The 18720-nt window shown below is 35.8% G+C and carries 13 protein-coding genes; 6 read left to right on the forward strand and 7 right to left on the reverse strand.

Annotation, left to right across the window (positions count from 1 at the left end; all coding sequences use genetic code 11):
* Window positions 1-5 precede the first annotated feature (5 nt).
* Window positions 6-1220, forward strand: coding sequence for a serine hydrolase (locus FcAc13_RS11425; RefSeq protein WP_187756431.1), 1215 nt, complete (start codon window positions 6-8; stop codon window positions 1218-1220).
* Between the two features lie 108 nt (window positions 1221-1328).
* A complete protein-coding gene (gene ybeD / locus FcAc13_RS11430) occupies window positions 1329-1595 on the forward strand; it encodes a DUF493 family protein YbeD (RefSeq protein WP_187756345.1) in 267 nt (88 codons plus the stop codon).
* Window positions 1596-1839: 244 nt separating this feature from the next.
* On the opposite strand, the gene FcAc13_RS11435 is transcribed toward ybeD, so the two are convergent.
* The 4 genes from FcAc13_RS11435 to ppnN form a co-directional block, all read right to left on the reverse strand.
* Window positions 1840-4512 (reverse strand): beta-N-acetylhexosaminidase, encoded by a 2673-nt coding sequence (locus FcAc13_RS11435; RefSeq protein WP_187756346.1) that lies wholly within the window; start codon window positions 4510-4512, stop codon window positions 1840-1842.
* A 12-nt stretch (window positions 4513-4524) separates the two neighbouring features.
* On the reverse strand, window positions 4525-5985 hold the full coding sequence (locus FcAc13_RS11440; RefSeq protein WP_187756347.1) for an OprD family porin: 1461 nt from the start codon (window positions 5983-5985) through the stop codon (window positions 4525-4527).
* Window positions 5986-6341: 356 nt separating this feature from the next.
* Window positions 6342-6965, reverse strand: coding sequence for a Fe-Mn family superoxide dismutase (locus FcAc13_RS11445; protein WP_187756348.1), 624 nt, complete (start codon window positions 6963-6965; stop codon window positions 6342-6344).
* Between the two features lie 226 nt (window positions 6966-7191).
* On the reverse strand, window positions 7192-8568 hold the full coding sequence (gene ppnN / locus FcAc13_RS11450) for a nucleotide 5'-monophosphate nucleosidase PpnN (protein WP_187756349.1): 1377 nt from the start codon (window positions 8566-8568) through the stop codon (window positions 7192-7194).
* A 164-nt stretch (window positions 8569-8732) separates the two neighbouring features.
* Here ppnN and syd point away from each other — a divergent pair, with 164 nt between their 5' ends.
* The 3 genes from syd (at window position 8733) to FcAc13_RS11465 (ending at window position 12034) form a co-directional block, all read left to right on the forward strand.
* Window positions 8733-9302 (forward strand): SecY-interacting protein, encoded by a 570-nt coding sequence (gene syd, locus FcAc13_RS11455; protein WP_187756350.1) that lies wholly within the window; start codon window positions 8733-8735, stop codon window positions 9300-9302.
* Between the two features lie 37 nt (window positions 9303-9339).
* Window positions 9340-10533 carry an amino acid aminotransferase gene (locus FcAc13_RS11460; RefSeq protein WP_187756351.1) on the forward strand — a complete coding sequence of 398 codons (1194 nt, stop codon included), beginning with the start codon at window positions 9340-9342 and terminating at the stop codon, window positions 10531-10533.
* A gap of 148 nt (window positions 10534-10681) precedes the next feature.
* Complete coding sequence (locus FcAc13_RS11465) at window positions 10682-12034, forward strand: MATE family efflux transporter (protein WP_187756352.1); 1353 nt, start codon at window positions 10682-10684, stop codon at window positions 12032-12034.
* Window positions 12035-12141: 107 nt separating this feature from the next.
* On the opposite strand, the gene FcAc13_RS11470 is transcribed toward FcAc13_RS11465, so the two are convergent.
* Entirely contained in the window at window positions 12142-13524 is a 1383-nt protein-coding gene (locus tag FcAc13_RS11470) for a hypothetical protein (protein ID WP_187756353.1), read from the reverse strand.
* A 570-nt stretch (window positions 13525-14094) separates the two neighbouring features.
* Here FcAc13_RS11470 and priA point away from each other — a divergent pair.
* Complete coding sequence (gene priA / locus FcAc13_RS11475) at window positions 14095-16284, forward strand: primosomal protein N' (protein WP_187756354.1); 2190 nt, start codon at window positions 14095-14097, stop codon at window positions 16282-16284.
* Window positions 16285-16397: 113 nt separating this feature from the next.
* On the opposite strand, the gene fbaA is transcribed toward priA, so the two are convergent.
* Together fbaA and pgk are read right to left on the reverse strand one after the other, a co-directional pair.
* Window positions 16398-17474, reverse strand: coding sequence for a class II fructose-bisphosphate aldolase (fbaA, locus tag FcAc13_RS11480; RefSeq protein WP_187756355.1), 1077 nt, complete (start codon window positions 17472-17474; stop codon window positions 16398-16400).
* A gap of 74 nt (window positions 17475-17548) precedes the next feature.
* Window positions 17549-18709, reverse strand: a complete 1161-nt coding sequence (gene pgk, locus FcAc13_RS11485; protein WP_187756356.1) for a phosphoglycerate kinase — start codon at window positions 18707-18709, stop codon at window positions 17549-17551.
* Window positions 18710-18720 lie beyond the last annotated feature (11 nt).

Here is an 18720-nt window from a genome sequence, read left to right on the forward strand (position 1 = left end):
GTATGATGAGAAAACAACAATTTTTTACACATTTTAAATGTACCTTGGCACTTTTAGCATTATCGGCTTATAGCAGCGTACAGGCGGATATTAATTTTCCTATTCCAGATGCACCACAATTGCAAAATGTTGGTGCTTATATTCTAATTGATGCTAAGTCAGGTGAAATTTTAACGCAACACAATGCTGATCAACGTCGTGATCCAGCAAGTTTAACTAAAATGATGACCAGTTATGTCATTGGTGAAGCAATTAAATCAGGCCGAATCAGTAATTCGGATATGGTCTTAATTAGTAAAGATGCTTGGGCTACAGGTAATCCCGTCTTAAAAGGCTCGTCGTTAATGTTCCTTGAAGTGGGTAAACAAGTTTCGGTTGAGAACCTTAACAAAGGTATTATTATTCAATCTGGTAATGATGCTTGTATCGCTATGGCAGAACATGTCGCAGGTAGTCAGGATTCATTTGTTGGATTAATGAATAATTACGTCAAACAATTGGGTTTAGAAAATACTCATTTCCAAACTGTCCATGGTTTAGATGCTCCAGATCAGTATACAACCGCTCATGATATGGCGTTTTTAGGACAGGCATTAATTAATAATTTACCTAATGAATATGCGATTTATAAACAAAAAGAGTTTAAATATAATCTGAATAAACCACAGTTAAATCGTAATGGATTATTATGGGATACAACCTTGAATGTTGATGGCATTAAAACTGGGCATACTAATAATGCCGGTTTTAATCTGGTAGCGTCAGCTGTTGATGGTAATACACGTTTGATTTCAGTTGTTATGGGAGCCAAATCTGATAAAGAGCGTGAATCAAAAAGTAAGCAGTTATTGATTTGGGGATTCCGTTCTTTTGAAACGACAACACCAGTGAAAGCCAATGAATCTAAAGTTACCAAAACTATCTGGTATGGCAAAGAAGATAAGGTTGAGTTAGGTTCAATGGACGATATCTATGTTACTGTACCTAAAGGTCAAGCTGTTAATTTACAGATTAAATATAAAATGGATTCTGACTACATTTCCGCACCGATTGAGCAAGGTGTAAAAGTAGGTACCATGCAATTTTTACTTAATGATCAAGTTGTGGCAGAAAAACCATTAGTCACATTAGAAAAGGTCGAAGAAACAGGACTCTTTGGTATGGCTGTTGATTATGTGGCACTTAAATTTAGACAGTGGTTTAGCTATTTTTTTGATTAATTTTACATCCTAAAGGTGAAAGTTAACTATAATGGGTTAAAAACAGTTGATAAATAAAAATATAGCACCATATTTATCATAAGCTTAATTACAACGAAAGAGATTATTATGCAACCAACCAAACTCAATGAATTACTTGAATTTCCTTGTTCTTTCACTTATAAAGTGATGGGGGAAGCTAAACCAGAGCTGGTTGATAAGGTGGTTTCAGTCATTCAACGCCATGCGCCAGGCGATTATACACCATCGATAAAACCAAGTAGTAAAGGTAATTATCATTCGGTGTCTATTACGATTAATGCAACACATATTCAGCAGATCGAAAGTCTCTATAAAGAACTTGGTGAGATTGATATTGTCAGAATGGTGTTATAACAATTTTGTTTTGATATACGCTTAAGTTAACTCAATTAAAAGCCACTTGCTCATCAAGCTAGTGGCTTTTTCTTATATTTACCAGCGATAATCCAGTAATTTTTTAGTTTTCCACTTATTAGTGATGCTGATAATGGTATTACTCACTATCATATCGAAAATATGAGAATAAACTTTGCTAAACAAATCGGATTGAAGTTAAAAAACGCTCCACCGACTAAGCGATGGAGCGTTTATAAACTAACTACTGAACAATTTCACTACGGCTAGTTCGTTTACCATCTAGAGAACGGCTACGTACTAGTATATTTGTCTGTTTTTTGGTAATTGCAGTTTCTTCTTTATAGGTTAACCAAGTTTTACCATTATTTAATGAATATTCTATGGTTAATCCAGGAAGCGCGATATTAGCCATTAATTTTCCGGCGACAATTTTAGCACCAGGTAGTGGTAAACGGTAATCAATGCCCGCTAAATCAAGTTTCGCTAATTCACGTTGACCAACAATATTGGCAAAACGCGTCCAATCACTTAATAGCTTTGTTTGATCAACATAATGTGTTTCACCTTGTTTAAATTCACGGTTTTTAACATAAGGTATTTCCCACTCTGATTGATGCCATGCCCGTTCTGCAACAGCTAACAATCTAGGATACATCATGTATTCCATTTGATTATCAGTACGGACAATTTCATTCCATAATTGAGCGGATAAACCATAACTACCTGACCAATTCATTGTACCTTTGGCACTAAACACATTGCCATCTCGATCGGTTGATGTTTCAGCATTTTGTGGTAAGTTATTTGGGGCAAAGCTAAAAATTTTCCGTTCATCATTAAAACGCGTTCCCCAATAGTAACCACTTTCTTTTGGATTGACTTCGTAAGGGAAATCAAAGTAAACGTAATCAGGGTTTGAAATCACCATTTGATAACCTTTATTTGTCCATTCACTTGCCGAATCATATCCACCCCAATATAGTGCATCCCAGAAGTTAACCGTCACTTTATCGACAGCGAAGGATTTAGCATTTTCGGCATGTTTTACACCATCTTGCCATGCTTGCATGTGATTAATACCATGGTTTTTGATGATTTTACTTACTTCTATTGCAAAATAACTTGGTAAATATTCAATATCTTTCACCGTACCTTGTTTAACTAAGGTTTGACAAGCTTGTGATTTTGCCCATGGATGATCTTCTTTACTTTGATCAATGGTTCCCTTCCAAGTGACTTTATCGGCGGCATTAATATCTTGGTAACCATTACCTAAATGAATATTTTTAGCTTCATCACCACCAAAATGCCAAACAGAAATCGGTTGTCCTGCTTCTTGATGCATTTGCGCTATTTCGGTAATAATCTTATCGACAAAGCGTTTTGAAGAGTCTAAACATGGGTTAAGATAACTTTTACGATCATAAAATTGCACCGTTGTAGTATTTGAAGTATCGGTTGGATCAACTAAGCGGAATTCATTCGCTTGTTGTTCCTTACCTTCTGCCATTAAACGGTTATAACGAGCTTCCATCGCAACGATCGCCGCTCTGGCATGTGCTGGCATATCAATTTCAGGGATAACTTCAATGAATCGTGCTTTCGCATATTTGACTATCTCGATATAATCATCACGACTAAAATAGCCACTTCCCAAATTATCATTGTTCGGTCCTGAACCAAGTTGTGGTAATAAACAGCTTTGTTCGGTGAGATCATGGCATCGTTGACTACCTACTTCTGTTAATTCTGGTAAACCAGGTATTTCAATTCGCCAACCTTCATCATCGCTTAAATGGAAATGGAATTTATTAAGTTTATAAGCCGCCATTTGATCTAAAAGCCGTAAGACAGCCTGTTTACTTTTGAAGTTTCGTCCAGTATCAAGCATAATACCTCGATATTGAAAACGCGGTGCATCTTCGACGCTAACTTCAGGTATAACGGGTTTTTGTTTGGCTGGTATTAATGATAAGACTGATTCAACACCATAAAAAATCCCACTTTCATCATAAGCGATAATAGTAGCCTTTTTAGGTGTGATATTGAGTTGATAGGCACCGGGTACAGTGTTATTGGCTTTATTGGTATTAATGTTAGCTTCAATCTTATAACCTTTATTTGTTAAAGGAATACCTAATTTTTTAAATTGTTCTTTTAACACTGATTGACTTGCGGTGTTAAGATTGTTTAATTGTAAGTCAACACCGTTGTTATCCAATGTAATATTAGCATTTGCCAACGTAAATTTAGTTGGAGTAGGTATAATCTGACCTCGTAATGCGCTAGCATCCAATTTTTTAACATCAGCATTCCGTTCAAAACGGCTCTGTGGTGTCATCAAAATATTATGATCATCAGGTGTTCGTCGCCATTGCTCACCAATTGGCGAAACAATATTGGCTAATGTTTCGGTGTCAGTATTCTTTATAATCTTTGGTTTAGCATTCGTTGATGTAACATACCAACGTGGTAGCACATCTGTTTCACTTAATTGCCAATATTCACCAATGATTGGAATTGTGATCGTGCCATTTGCTGGAAAAGCTCTGAATTTATCAGTAGGTTCGATTTTATGCAAATCACCTGTAAGATGGGTGATTTTAAATTGTTCATTCTCGACGGCTAAAATCATACGAATACTACTGAAATAGATCGCCCAATCTTTATCCTGAATTGCTGGTCCTTTATTAGTTAAAGAAATCGTTGCTTTGTTACATGCTCCCCAATCACCACCTAGGTTTGAACAATCAATGCCATGGTTAGCTGCATGATTATCCACCACTTTATAATTTACCTTTAATTGTTGACTAAGGGTATCGACAATGGTTTGCGACGCAAATGCTGATGACCCCAAAGTTGTTAATAATGCGGTAATAGATGCATTTAATAAGGTCGTTTTAAAGCTTTTCATAATACGGTTTTCCTATTTTTGATTCGGGCTAAAAATGGTGAAAGGTAAAGTCACAATAAATTTTATATCATGTTCATCTTGAAAAATATTGTCGTAACCATTACTCCAGCTTGGGTTATTTGAGTGGTTATTATAGCGAGTATAATGGAGTTGGAAGGAACTATCTTTCGCCCAACTTTCTTGTACAGTGTAAGATAAATCAATGTTCCAAGCTGATTCGATCAATCTTTGCGATTTGAAATTACGCTGACCACTTTGGTTTTTTGAAGAATTAGGTTTTGCGTCCCAACCATAGGCATAGGAAGTCGCGGTACGCCAACCAGCCAAGTAATTAGATAAATGACCTAAATCATAACTGATTTCAGCAAACAATGCTTTTTCGCCATCGGCATTGAAGTCTGAACGTGAATTCCACCATACGTCAAGACGACCGTTAGATGATGCATAACTTGGTGTCATACGTTGTAAAAAGAAGCCTTGATTACCTTCGGCTTTAACAATAACCCCTTCAGCTCGTAAACCTACTGGTCCTATTTGATATTGTAAACTTGCTGATTGTAGCCAAGCTAATCCATCATATACATCTAAGCCACGGTGATGTTGATCTTTAGCGCCATAAAATTGATAGCTCATGGATAATGGATTATCTAATACATCCATTTTATAGGAAGCTTTAGCAAAATATTGGTTCATGTAATTATGAGCCTGACCAAAAGCCCCTTCAAGTACGAGATTATTTTTAAAATCATACTTTAAACCAGCGGAATGCAGATAACTGATTTCAGTTTTATTATCCCATTGGCGAAAATTGTAAACACGTTTATACCATGGCGCTTTATATTTGTCTGCCCACATATAAGACATGGATAATACACCATTGTCTTGAAAATCAAACACTGTACCGGCTTCAAAACCACGGTAAGTACCTGGTAATAAACTCCAATGTGGCGCGAGCAAAGTTTGTCCGGATGGTTGAATATAACCGGCCTTAAGCCAAAATTTATCATCCAGTTTTAAATTTACTAATGCTTTATAAACACTGGCGCCACTGACATCTTTTTTCCAATTTTCATCCCAGCGAGTTCTTTTACCACTGAAGCCAATTTCATTTGGATGACCGTTACCGCCATTACTCACCTCCCAGGCGCCGTAACCACCTACTTCAAATGCTAGTATATCAGCAATAAAACCAGATTTTACATCTAGATTAGCGTTAAAAGTGGATTGGCGAATATTCTTTTTATAACCGTGATACTGCCTATTGCCATTTAGATCCTGTGAGATATCTTTTCTTTCACGGTCTCGATTCCAGAAGAAAATATTTCCGGTAACGGATCCATCTTCTAAGAAATGGTTAGCGTATACAGGCACAGTATCAAACAGTAACAACGAACTTACTATAAAAGCAGTGGAACGTTTTAAAAAAGGGTATTTCTTTAGTGATTTTGATACTAATTGGTTATCATTATTCATTTTCATTGCTTCCTAAAAGGCAGAGATAAGTAAAATGCTGTCTTAAAAAATCAGCTATAAATGAAAATATAATAAATTCAAATGTTATTGGAATATGAACTTATATATTTCGATAGTTTTATAATGAACTAACATATTTCACGTCACAAATTAATTAATTTGATTTTGTGATTTTAGTCACTGAAACGAGCAATAAAAAAGCAAAATAGTGATGAAGATCTCAATCTTATTTTATTGACGAAAATAAATCATTCAATTTTTTTGATGGGAAATAAGATAAAAGTGTGAGCTAATAACAATAAAAAAGAGATGGCACGTTAAAACGTGCCCAAAAATGAGGTATATTAATTAGAAAATTATTGCGCTGCTGCGTATAATTCTGCAACTTTATCCCAGTTAACGACATGCCAAAATGCGCCGATATAATCAACTCGTCGATTTTGATATTTTAAATAATATGCATGTTCCCACACATCTAAGGTTAGAATCGGCGTACCATAGGTACCTGATAATTTTTCACCCATGATTGGGTTATCTTGATTAGCAGTAGATACCACTGCTAATTCACCATTTTGTACCACCAACCATGCCCAACCGGAGCCAAAACGGGTTGCGGCAGCAGTTGCAAATTTTTCTTTAAAAGCATCAACTGAACCGAAACTTCTTTCAATGGCGACTTTTAAATCACCTTTTAATTCAGTTCCAACTTTAAGTAGTTCCCAAAATAAAGTGTGATTAACATGTCCTCCAATGTTATTACGCACGGCAGTTAATTTGTCAGCGGGAACATTATCTAAGTTTTTTAATAATGCTTCAGGAGCCAATTTTTGTAAATCTGCTGATAATGTGGCTAATACCGTATTAGCATTGGTAACATAAGTTTGGTGATGTTTATCGTGATGCAAATGCATTGTTTCGGCATCAATATAAGGTTCTAATGCATCGTAGGCATAAGGTAAGGGAGGAAGAGTATAGGCCATAGTTATTGCTCCTTTGTAATCATTATAGGAAATAGCATATTTAATCTATGTTATTTTTGGTTTATAAAGGATAAGTATACCGACTTTCGAGGTTACCTCAATCTATCATTTTTATAGTCAATATCTATACAGGCTTAATAAATATAGCGATTTTTATCATTAATTGATTTAAAACGATTGACAGACATCAAGAGATGTCTGCCTTAATAATCATGATGTTATGAGTTTAAAAACAGATTTCATAACATGGTTTGTAAGCAGTACCACCGGGTAATTTCATACGATCTTGAGCAACAAAGCGCCGTAATAATTGATCCAATTGTTGCATGATTTGCGGATCGCCTTGCAGTTTAAATGGACCATATTTTTCAATTTCTTGCATACCAACTTCTTTCACATTACCGGCAACAATACCTGAGAAAGCACGTCGTAAATCTGCCGCTAATTGTTCTATTGGTTGGTCTTTATGAAGATTAAGTGCAGCCATGTTTTGATGACTTGGTTCAAATGGATGTTGTAGGGCCTGATTTACTTTTAATGTCCAGTTAAAACCATAAGCATCACCACTAACTAATCGTGCCGCTTTTACTTGTTTAATACCACTTTTCATAATACGAGCGACTTCTTCAGGAGCATCAATCACAATTTGATAAAGTTTAGTCGCTTGTTCACCTAATGTATTATAAATAAAACTATCAATAGCTTGAAAATAATCACGGCATTCTTTCGGTCCAGTTAGAACTAACGGTAAAGCTTGAGTTTGGTTAGCCGGATCTAACAGTATTCCCAAAATGTATAATAATTCTTCAGCTGTTCCTGGACCACCAGGAAATATCACAATGCCATGTGCCATACGTACAAATGCTTCCAAGCGTTTTTCAATATCTGGCATAATGATTAATTCATTGACTAATGCATTTGGTGGTTCTGCGGCAATAATAGACGGTTCAGTTAGACCCACAAATCGGCTGTCTTTATAACGTTGTTGCGCATGACCCACCGCGGCACCTTTCATCGGTGCCTCCATGATTCCTGGGCCACAGCCAGTACAGATATTGAGCTCGCGTAAACCGAGTTGCATACCAACTTGACGCGCATAATAGTATTCCGTTTCGTTAATGGAATGTCCCCCCCAGCAGACAACCATATTAGGATCTTCACCAACATGAAGGGCATTGGCATTACGTAAAATAGCAAAAACTAAGTTGGTAATGTAATAAGTATCATGCTCTTTTTTCAGTTCGTCAGGTAATAAACCTTTGATAGATACAATTTGACTGTTAACAAATAAAATATCACGTAATACAGCAAAAAGATTAGCCTGAATGGAACGAATAATTTTATTATCAACAAATGCACTTTGAGGAGGATCGATCAGTTCGAGTTTAACTCCGCGTTCATTAGTAATGACATTAATTTCGAATGATAAAAACTGTTCCAATAATTGTTTAGTATTATCTGTTTTGCTTCCAGCATTAAGCGTTGCCAAAGAACAATTGCGAAACAATTGATATAATTCACTGCTGGCAGAACGTTTTAATGTATTGACTTCAATTTGTGACAACAGATCCATGGATCCTAAAGGACTAATTTGAGTAATCACAACTACCTCGTTTATTTTAAAATTATTCTTTCTGATTCAAATTGGTGTTGAAATGGCTACTACCGTTTATTATGATTTTAAGCTGGTAATTTTTCGCTACACTATCTATAGTTAACTAAGCATAGCTAATTTAGCATTAAAACTAAAGGTATTATTTAGTCAATATGAATATTATAACAAAACCATCAACCGCACTTGAGCAATTTACGCAACGTTACGTTGAACTATGGCAAGCTACCTATCAACACGATCCTAAAAGTGAGGCGCTATATGATATGCCATCACCTTGTATCACTGAAACAAAAGGTTCGGTGGTATTTTGGCGCCCTGTAGCAGCTGAAGGAAAGTCATTAACCATTGTTGAGCAGGTTATCAATATCACGTTACATCCTGACGCACATTATTTTTATCAAACGCAATATGCTGGTGATATGCAAGCGGTGTTTAATGATGTGTCATTGAGTTTAATTCAAGTATGGAATGATGAGGATTTTGCTCGTTTAGAACAACACTTGATTGCTCATCTGACTATGCAAAAAAAACTTAAACGTCGACCATCGGTATTTATTGCTTCAACGAATGATGATACTGAAATTATATCTATCGACAATCAAACGGGTAATATTTTATTGGAAAGATTAATTGATAATAAAAATACGCTGCTAGCAGATAATTTAATTGAATTTTTAGCGCAGCTAAAACCTATTGCTCAATTGGATTTTTCAAGCGTATAATAATTAGCTCAATATAAAAATAACTATTGAGGTTCGCATGTTCGAGAGTTTAGTCAAAGCACCAGCCGATCCTATATTGGGATTAGCTGATATTTTTAGAGCAGATGAGCGTATTAATAAAATTAATCTAAGTGTGGGTATTTATAAAGATGAAAATACCTTAACACCAGTGTTAAATAGCGTTAAAAAAGCAGAAACTTATTTACTAAAAAACGAACAGAGCAAAACCTATTTACCTATCGACGGTTTAGCGACATTTAATCTTGCAACCCAACAGCTAATTTTTGGCAACGATAGCCAACTAATTCAAGAAAATAGAGTCAAAACGGCACAAGCACCAGGAGGAACAGCCGCTTTAAGAATCATGGCCGAATTCTTAGCCAGTAAAATTAAAGTTAAACACATATGGGTAAGTAATCCAACTTGGCCTAATCATCGTAATGTTTTTCAGACTGCCGGTTTGAAAGTTAAAGAATATCGTTATTACGATCCCAAGAATCACGATATTAATTTTGATGCTTTTATTGCAGATTTAAATCGTATTCCGCAAGGTGATGCTGTACTTTTCCATGGTTGTTGTCATAATCCTACAGGCATTGATCCAACACTTGAACAATGGCAAATCATTTTAGATATTGCGATAAAAAAACGTTGGTTACCGCTATTTGATTTAGCTTATCAAGGTTTTGGACAAGGTATTGAAGAAGATGTTTTGGGGGTCAGACTATTTGCCAATAGTTTACCAGAATTATTAATTGCGAGTTCTTATTCAAAAAATTTTGGTTTGTATAATGAACGGGTTGGGGCATTAACCCTCATTGCTGAAAATGCTGAAGTAGCGGATAAAGCATTTAGTCAAGTTAAAACGGTTATTCGAGCAAATTATTCTAATCCACCTTCTCATGGTGGAAATGTTGTTGCTTATATACTCAACAATCCAGAATTAAAAGAAGAATGGATTACCGAGTTGACGGTTATGCGTCAACGTATTCACCGTATGCGACAATTGTTTGTCAAAACTTTACAAGAAAAAGGGACCAAGCAAGATTTTAGTTTTATTGCTAAACAAAATGGCATGTTTTCATTTAGTGGCTTAACAGAACAGCAAGTTCTAACGTTAAGAAATGATTATGGTATTTATATCGTTAATTCTGGTCGAATCAATGTGGCTGGTATGACACTAGATAATATGTCTTTACTGTGTGAATCAATTGTTAACGTTTTGGCTTAGTTAATCATAATGTCGCGCTATTTAATATGATAAATAACGTGGCATTTTCCTTCCGATTTTATTCATTACCTTTTAGAGTGATATATCGCCTCTTAGTTTAAATAATGTAAAATAAAATCATAATTTATTTATTTTATAGCAGGATTTTATGAAAGCAGATCGTGCGGTTGTCGATCAATCTCTTTTTTCATTAAGTTGGCCGATTTTTATTGATATTTTCTTACATTTATCAACGTTGTTAATTAATACCTATATGATCAGTCGTGTGTCAATAGCGATGTTGGCAGCAACAACGGTCGCTAATCAATTTTTTGATATTTTTATTCCGATCTTCAACTTTATTGGTATTGGTTGTAGCGTTGTTGTGGCTCAATATTTAGGAGCTAAAAATTATCAGCAAGCCCGTCATGCTATTCATTTATCAATAGCATTCAATTTGATTATTGGTTTACTTTGTTATCTATTTATTTCGCTGTTCGGTTATCAAGTATTAAAAACTATGAATACTCCGAACTCAATTTTAGATTTAAGTTTTGAATATTTTCATATTTTAGGGGTCTGCTTATTTTTTGAAGCAATTGTCATTATTATGGCTTCGTGTATTCGAGTATATGGTTATTCTCAAGCCGTGATGTATGTTTCTTTAATTATGAATATTATTACGGTCTCCGGTAATTTTCTTGTCCTTTATGGTTATTGGGGATTTCCTCAATGGGGATTAGTCGGGGTTGCTTGGTCGACCGTCGTGGGACGAGTGATAGGTGTGTTGTTACTCACATTTATCATTTTATATCATTTAAAAATTAAAGCAGAATTGAGGCTCTTTATACATTGGAATAAAACTGTTTTAAAACAGATCCTAAAAATCGGTTTACCGTCAGCTGGTGAAAATTTGTCATGGACCGGACAAGTGCTTGTTATGACAGCTTTCATTGGGTTAATGGGCGAAACCACTTTAGCTGCTCAAGCACTTTATTTACAGCTAGCCTATTTTATGATGCTGTTTGCTATTGCAATCGGTGTGGGTAATGAGATTATCGTTGGCCATCTGGTTGGTGCAAGAAAATTTGAGCAAGCGTATAAGCAAACTTTTAGCAGCCTGAAACTTGGTATTATTGTTACGGCGATTGTGGTAATCCCCTTTTTCTTATTTAGGGAAACCATTGTTGCTGGTTTTACGAATAATAGTGATGTGATGACAATTTTATTGCCAATCTTTATTTTATCGCTATTTTTGGAACCAGGACGAACACAAAATATTATTATGGTTAATGCGTTAAGAGCAACGGGAGATGCGCGTTTTCCGTTTTATATGGCATTAATCTTTATGTGGGGTGTTGCGATTCCAATTGGCTATTATTTAGGTATTACATTACAAATGGGTTTACTTGGGATCTGGATCGGCTTTGCTTGTGACGAATGGTTACGAGGATTAGCTAATGCTTGGCGTTGGAAGTCTAAACAATGGCAATCAAAAAGTTTAGATCTTAATCATGATTAATTGTTAACACTTATAGGTATGAATGTTGATGCGCTAATTCACTCACATTCATACCCTTTTATAAAAATTGATAACCATGAAATATCAAACCATGATATAACAATATATCATGGTGAAACACAAATACCTTGAGCATCATTGCTATCTTGAGATATGTAGATATCACCAGTATTTGTACCAACAGTATATCTTAATATTTGATCATTATCTTTTTTAAAATCTGCGGTCCAAAATTTAGTTACCAGCACATCATTAGTGTATATGGTGCTTAACATTTTCCCCCATTCAGCTAATAACCCACCGCCAATGATTCTTTGATAATTATTAGGTTGATCAGCAAGTCCATTATTCCATTCGATGGGTTCATAACTATTATTCGCATTAGTTAATTCTAATACACCAGGGACACGATAACCTAAATCGTTACAGTATTGTTCCGCTTCAGAATAGTAAATGCCAGGAATAGGTCTCGTGCCTGTATTTTCTACTGGCTTAACAATAAACCACTTATTAATTTTAAATGTATAAATAACTTTAGTTTGTTCCTGATTGGCATAAATGGTGAAAGTCGTAGGGGTGAATTTAGCTTGTTGAGCTGTAGCACCATCACTTGGTCCGAGGATTTCAATCTTTGCAACATTACGGCTTTCTGATGCACTACTAATAATTAAACTTAATTTAGAATCACTTGGTTGTTTGCTATATGAGATATCACTTACCTGCGATACAGCCATTGTTAAAGTAAAAAAATTTCCTTTACTCGCGATGGTAGGAAAATTTCTAGAAGGGGTATTCAAATCTTGGAGAAAAAATCCTTTGCTAAAATCCCATTGATTACTTGGGCCATTATAATTACTATTATTTGCAGGACCACCATTTGATAATAAGTAGGGTGCGGCCCAACAAGCATAAGGTTGCGCTTTATGACGGATATAAAATGTAACCGGTTTAATCATAAATGAAGTGGAATTAGGTACGCCATATTTGGTCATTAATTTGCCAGAGGTATTGGTTAAAATAATACGATAATAATCTGAATTACATGGGACGAATGGGTCTGTCCGTTTAATCAACCAACCATTTTCATCACGTATTTCAAGCCGCAAATTACCTTGTGCAGAAATTTCATCATTATTTTTACCATCACCTTCATCATCATCCCAATAGGAATAGGGAGGACGCACTAACGCATCTAAACTTATCGTTTGACTACCGTCTCTCGAAAAAGGAGCATCTACCGGCACGGGTAAAAAAATATCAGTAAAAGTACTAATTGATGGTGGTACTTCAATTGGTTCATCCAGCGATGATGTGTTGTTGGCACCTGTATAGATAATCATTTGATCGTCGTGATTAAAACTCATCCATAACAAATCATCAGTGGTAGTAATTTTATGTTTTCCTTTATCAAAGGTAAAATAAGGCGCTGTACCTTGTATACTATTGGCAGATTGTGCCGTAAGTGCTGCTTCAGCTAAACTAGATACCATTAAAAACAGTAAGCAAAATTTAGACGTTGTTGATAATACATGATCCTTTCGAGAGGTTACAAAATCCCTTTGTGTAATTGCAAAAAACTTAAATGGATTTGATCGTAAATTGGCAGTTTTTTTTGTACAAAAATGGCCAAGCCGATGCGATATATACTTCAAAGAAATATTATTATAGCAACTCATCGTAAGATTTCCCCTTTCTGATTATTAGAAATAATTATAGCATATTTTTCATTTATCTCACGTTTAATTTTAATGTAACATTATAAATTATAATAATTTTTTGCGCGTTTTGGTTTTGCAAAATTAAAAAATAATAGAAGTTTATTTTTCTGTAAAATAATTATTTTAATAAGTGGTACTATTAACAAAACCCGATAAATAAGCTTAATAAAACAGCTTTTATCTATTTTATAAACGGTTTTTTGTAGAAGCGTTTGGATCATGATTTATGGTAAATTATTATTTCGTGTGATTGGTTAAAATCACATTTACTTATGATAGGTAACAAACTAAATTAGTATAAATGTGGTAATATAGTGCTTTGCGTTCTCTTCTTGTATTGTTATGTTAATAGCCAAAGTTGTATTACCCATTCGTTTACATCAGATTTTTGACTATATTGTGCCTGATGTGCTGGTGAAAACCATTGGTATTGGACAACGCGTGCAAGTGCCTTTTGGTCGACGGCAAGCAATTGGTATCGTCGTTGAATTGTGTCATAACAGTCAATTTGCGTCAGATAAACTAAAATCAATTCATCTATTACTTGATGAGCAACCGTTATATTCAGCCAAATTATGGCAATTCTTAAAGCGGGCCGCTGATTATTACCATTATCCATTGGGGGAAGTATTATTTCATGCTTTGCCCATTTTACTTCGTCAAGGGAGACCTGCCACTTTGGCAGAAACATGGGTATGGCAATTAACCCAAAAAGGGACAATATTTGATTATCGTAATTTAACACGTTCCCATAAACAACAAGCCTTATTGAAATTAATGCAATCTGGTGGAAAAATCGATAATTCAGATTTTTCACCGACCATTTTTAAGGCATTACAAGCAAAAAAACTAATCGAAAAAGTTGCAGTATTACCCGTAAGACACCATTGGCATATGGATATTGTAGCTCAACAACCAGCCTTTCAGCTCAATGCGCAGCAGCTTAATGCTATAGCGAGTATCGAACAACATCTTACTCAATTTGCCGTTTATTTATTAGAAGGGGTGACTGGTTCCGGGAAAACTGAAGTTTATTTACAGTCAATTCAATCAGTGATTTGTAAGGGACAACAAGTACTTGTATTAGTTCCGGAAATCGGTCTTACTCCCCAAACAATAAAACGTTTTAAGCAACGATTCAATGTGCCGATGGTAGTGCTTCATTCGGCAATGAGTGAAAAAGCGCGCTTAGCGGCCTGGCTGCAATGTCGTTGTGGTGATATTGCGATTGTGATTGGTACGCGTTCGGCGTTATTCACACCATTTCGTGATCTCGGTATGATTATTGTTGATGAAGAACATGACACATCCTTTAAACAACAAGAGGGTTGGCGTTATCATGCGCGTGATTTAGCGATATTACGAGCCAAAATAGAGAATATACCTATCGTATTAGGTTCGGCAACCCCATCTTTAGAAACATTAAATAATGCTGAAAGTAAGCGATATCATCATTTATTATTGACTGAAAGAGCCGGTGAAGCAGAGCTGGCTAAGCAGACCATTTTAGATATTAAAGGGTTAGTATTAGCGGCAGGCTTATCGCAACCACTTATTGCTAAAATTAATCAACATTTAGCAAATGATAATCAAGTGATGCTTTTTTTAAATCGCCGAGGATTTGCTCCATTGTTGATATGTCATGATTGTGGTTGGATTGCAGAGTGCCCACGGTGTGATAAACCTTTTACTTATCATCAGAACCAAAATAAATTAATTTGTCATTATTGTGATACACCACGAGCTATTCCAGATCAATGTCCCAAATGTGGTTCAACCCATTTGGTTCCTATTGGATTTGGTACTGAACAGTTGGAGAAACAACTAAATATACTCTTTCCTGGTATTCCTGTTAGTCGCATTGATCGCGATTCAATTAGTAAAAAAGGGTGCTTGGATCATTACCTGCAAGCTATTCACCAAGGGGGAAGACATATTTTAGTGGGAACCCAAATTCTCGCTAAAGGTCATCATTTTCCTGATGTAACGTTAGTTGGTATTGTGGATGTTGATGGTGCTTTATTTTCCAGTGATTTTCGTGCTACCGAACGGTTTGCGCAAATCTATACCCAAGTATCTGGACGTGCTGGACGAGAAAATAAAACTGGCGAGGTGATTTTACAGACGTATCACCCTGAGCATCCGTTACTGAATATCTTATTACATGAAGGTTATCCCGCTTTTGCTAAGCAAACCTTAGTCGAAAGAAAAAACACATTTTTACCACCGTTTAGCTATCAGGTATTAATTCATGCCGCTGATCGCAATAATCAATATGCACCACAATTATTACAAAAAGTTGCCATGTGGCTAAATGATCATTACCCAGATCCTGATTTGTGGTTACTGGGGCCAAACCAAGCTAATCAAGCCAAAAAAGCCGGTTATTTTCGTTGGCAGTTATTACTACAACATAGTCAACGCAGTAAATTACAAATCCTGCTAAATGAATTGGTTTTAATGATTGAACAATTGCCAGAAGCCAAAAATACCCGTTGGAGTATTGATGTAGATCCGATTGAAGGTTGGTAAACAGACTAAATAACCATTGTTTATTATTACTCAACTAGCAAAATCATTAAATTTTTATCATAAAAAAACCCACTATATAATAGTGGGTTGGTAGCCTCAAGATGCTTAGTGGATTATAAAACATCTACTGCATTTAATTCTTTAAATGCTAATTCTAATCGAGCGATAAGAGATTCTTCACCTTTACGTAACCATACACGTGGATCGTAGTATTTTTTGTTTGGTGAATCAGGACCTTCTGGATTACCTAATTGGCCTTGTAAGTAACTTTCGTTAGCTTTATAGTATTTTAAAATACCTTCCCAGTTAGCCCATTGTGTATCTGTATCAATATTCATTTTTACTACACCATATTTAACTGCTTCGGCAATTTCTTCTGGAGTCGAGCCAGAACCACCATGGAATACAAAGTTCAAGGATTTTTCTGGTAGGTCGAATTTTTCTGATACGTATTTTTGTGAGTTATCGAGAATTTTTGGTGTTAATTTAACATTACCTGGTTTGTAAACACCATGAACATTACCAAATGCAGCAGCTATAGTAAAACGAGGACTGATTTCATTTAAACGTTCGTAAGCATATGCTACATCTTCTGGTTGGGTATAAAGCGCAGAACTATCCATATGGCTGTTATCAACACCATCTTCTTCACCACCAGTACAACCTAATTCAAGTTCTAATGTCATACCGATTGCTTTCATGCGCGCAAGATATTGACAGCATAGATCAATATTGTCTTTTAAAGATTCTTCGGATAAATCGATCATATGCGAAGAAAACAGTGGTTTACCGGTACGGGCAAAATGTGCTTCGCCAGCATCAAGTAATCCATCAACCCAAGGTAGTAATTTTTTAGCACAATGGTCAGTATGTACTAAAACAGGTACACCGTATTTTTCAGCGATCAAATGAACATGCTTAGCACCTGAAATTGCACCTAATACAGCACTTTCTTGACCTTCTAATTTTAATCCTTTACCGGCCATAAATTGTGCACCACCGTTAGAAAATTGTACAACAACCGGAGAGCGAACTTTAGCTGCAGTTTCAATAACAGCATTGATTGTATCAGTGTTGACACAGTTTACAGCAGGTAATGCAAAATTATTTTCTCGTGCTACTTGAAACACTTTCTGAACGTCATCACCAGTAATAACACCTGGTTTTACTACATCTGAAATTTTTGTCATTATTCTTACCTTTAGATTTTATAAAAAGTAAAGGATGAGTCATTTCTCATCCTTGGTAACTATGTTAAAGTTAATTATTTTCCTCTTGCTTCCAACATGGCAACAGCTGGTAATTTTTTACCTTCCACAAATTCAAGGAAAGCGCCGCCACCAGTAGAAATATACGAGATTTTATCTTCGATACCAAATAAATCGATCGCAGCTAATGTATCACCACCGCCGGCAATAGAGAAACCTGCACTATCGGCAATCGCATTGGCAACAATTTCAGTACCGCGACGGAAGTTAGGGAACTCAAATACACCCACAGGACCATTCCAAAGGATTGTTTTAGCATTTTTAATGATTTTAGCCAATTCTTCAGCAGAAGCATCACCAATATCAAGAATTTGCTCATTACTCTGCACATCTTTTACCGATTTTAATGTTGCTGTTGCTGTTTCACTAAATTCAGTGGCAACGCGAACATCGGTTGGAACCGGGATAGTGCAATTTTGCATAAGTTTTTTTGCTTCAGGAATTAAATCGGCTTCATATAATGATTTACCAACATTATATCCTTCAGCAGCGATGAAAGTATTGGCGATACCACCACCAACAATAATTTGGTCAGCAATTTTTGATAAAGAATCAAGTACGGTTAATTTAGTTGATACTTTAGAACCCGCTACAATCGCTACCATTGGGCGCGCTGGATTATCTAATGCTTTACCTAACGCGTCTAATTCAGCAGAAAGTAATGGACCCGCGCAAGATACGGGAGCAAAGCGACCTACACCATGAGTGGATGCTTGAGCGCGGTGAGCTGTACCAAACGCGTCCATAACATAAATATCACATAATGCTGCATATTTTTTAGATAGTGCTTCATCGTCTTTACCTTCGCCTTTATTAAAACGAACGTTTTCTAATACAACTAATTCACCTTCTTTGACATCTACGCCATCAAGATAATCTTTTACTAAGCGGACAGGAAAACTAACGTGAGCCTTTAGATAATCAACAACAGGTTGAAGTGAAAATTCAGGATTATATTCACCTTCTGTAGGGCGACCAATGTGTGATGTTACCATCACTTTCGCCCCTTGTTTAATGGCGTCTTCAATGGTTGGCAGTGATGCACGGATACGTGCATCGGAAGTGACTTTACCGTCTTTTACCGGGACATTAAGGTCAGAACGGATAAAAACACGTTTACCTTTAAGATCAAGATCCTTCATTCTAATAATTGCCATGAAACTTCCCC

This window comes from Frischella japonica (assembly GCF_014489845.1).
GTDB lineage: Bacteria > Pseudomonadota > Gammaproteobacteria > Enterobacterales > Orbaceae > Frischella > Frischella japonica.

Excerpts from the sequence above, each read along its gene's own strand:
- priA (WP_187756354.1), top strand. The coding sequence starts at position 14,095 with ATGTTAATAGCCAAAGTTGTATTACCCATTCGTTTACATCAGATTTTT.
- FcAc13_RS11465 (WP_187756352.1), top strand. The coding sequence starts at position 10,682 with ATGAAAGCAGATCGTGCGGTTGTCGATCAATCTCTTTTTTCATTAAGT.
- FcAc13_RS11425 (WP_187756431.1), top strand. The coding sequence starts at position 6 with ATGAGAAAACAACAATTTTTTACACATTTTAAATGTACCTTGGCACTT.
- ybeD (WP_187756345.1), top strand. The coding sequence starts at position 1,329 with ATGCAACCAACCAAACTCAATGAATTACTTGAATTTCCTTGTTCTTTC.
- FcAc13_RS11445 (WP_187756348.1), bottom strand. The coding sequence starts at position 6,965 with ATGGCCTATACTCTTCCTCCCTTACCTTATGCCTACGATGCATTAGAA.
- FcAc13_RS11460 (WP_187756351.1), top strand. The coding sequence starts at position 9,340 with ATGTTCGAGAGTTTAGTCAAAGCACCAGCCGATCCTATATTGGGATTA.
- FcAc13_RS11440 (WP_187756347.1), bottom strand. The coding sequence starts at position 5,985 with ATGAATAATGATAACCAATTAGTATCAAAATCACTAAAGAAATACCCT.
- syd (WP_187756350.1), top strand. The coding sequence starts at position 8,733 with ATGAATATTATAACAAAACCATCAACCGCACTTGAGCAATTTACGCAA.
- FcAc13_RS11470 (WP_187756353.1), bottom strand. The coding sequence starts at position 13,524 with ATGGTATCTAGTTTAGCTGAAGCAGCACTTACGGCACAATCTGCCAAT.
- fbaA (WP_187756355.1), bottom strand. The coding sequence starts at position 17,474 with ATGACAAAAATTTCAGATGTAGTAAAACCAGGTGTTATTACTGGTGAT.
- FcAc13_RS11435 (WP_187756346.1), bottom strand. The coding sequence starts at position 4,512 with ATGAAAAGCTTTAAAACGACCTTATTAAATGCATCTATTACCGCATTA.
- pgk (WP_187756356.1), bottom strand. The coding sequence starts at position 18,709 with ATGGCAATTATTAGAATGAAGGATCTTGATCTTAAAGGTAAACGTGTT.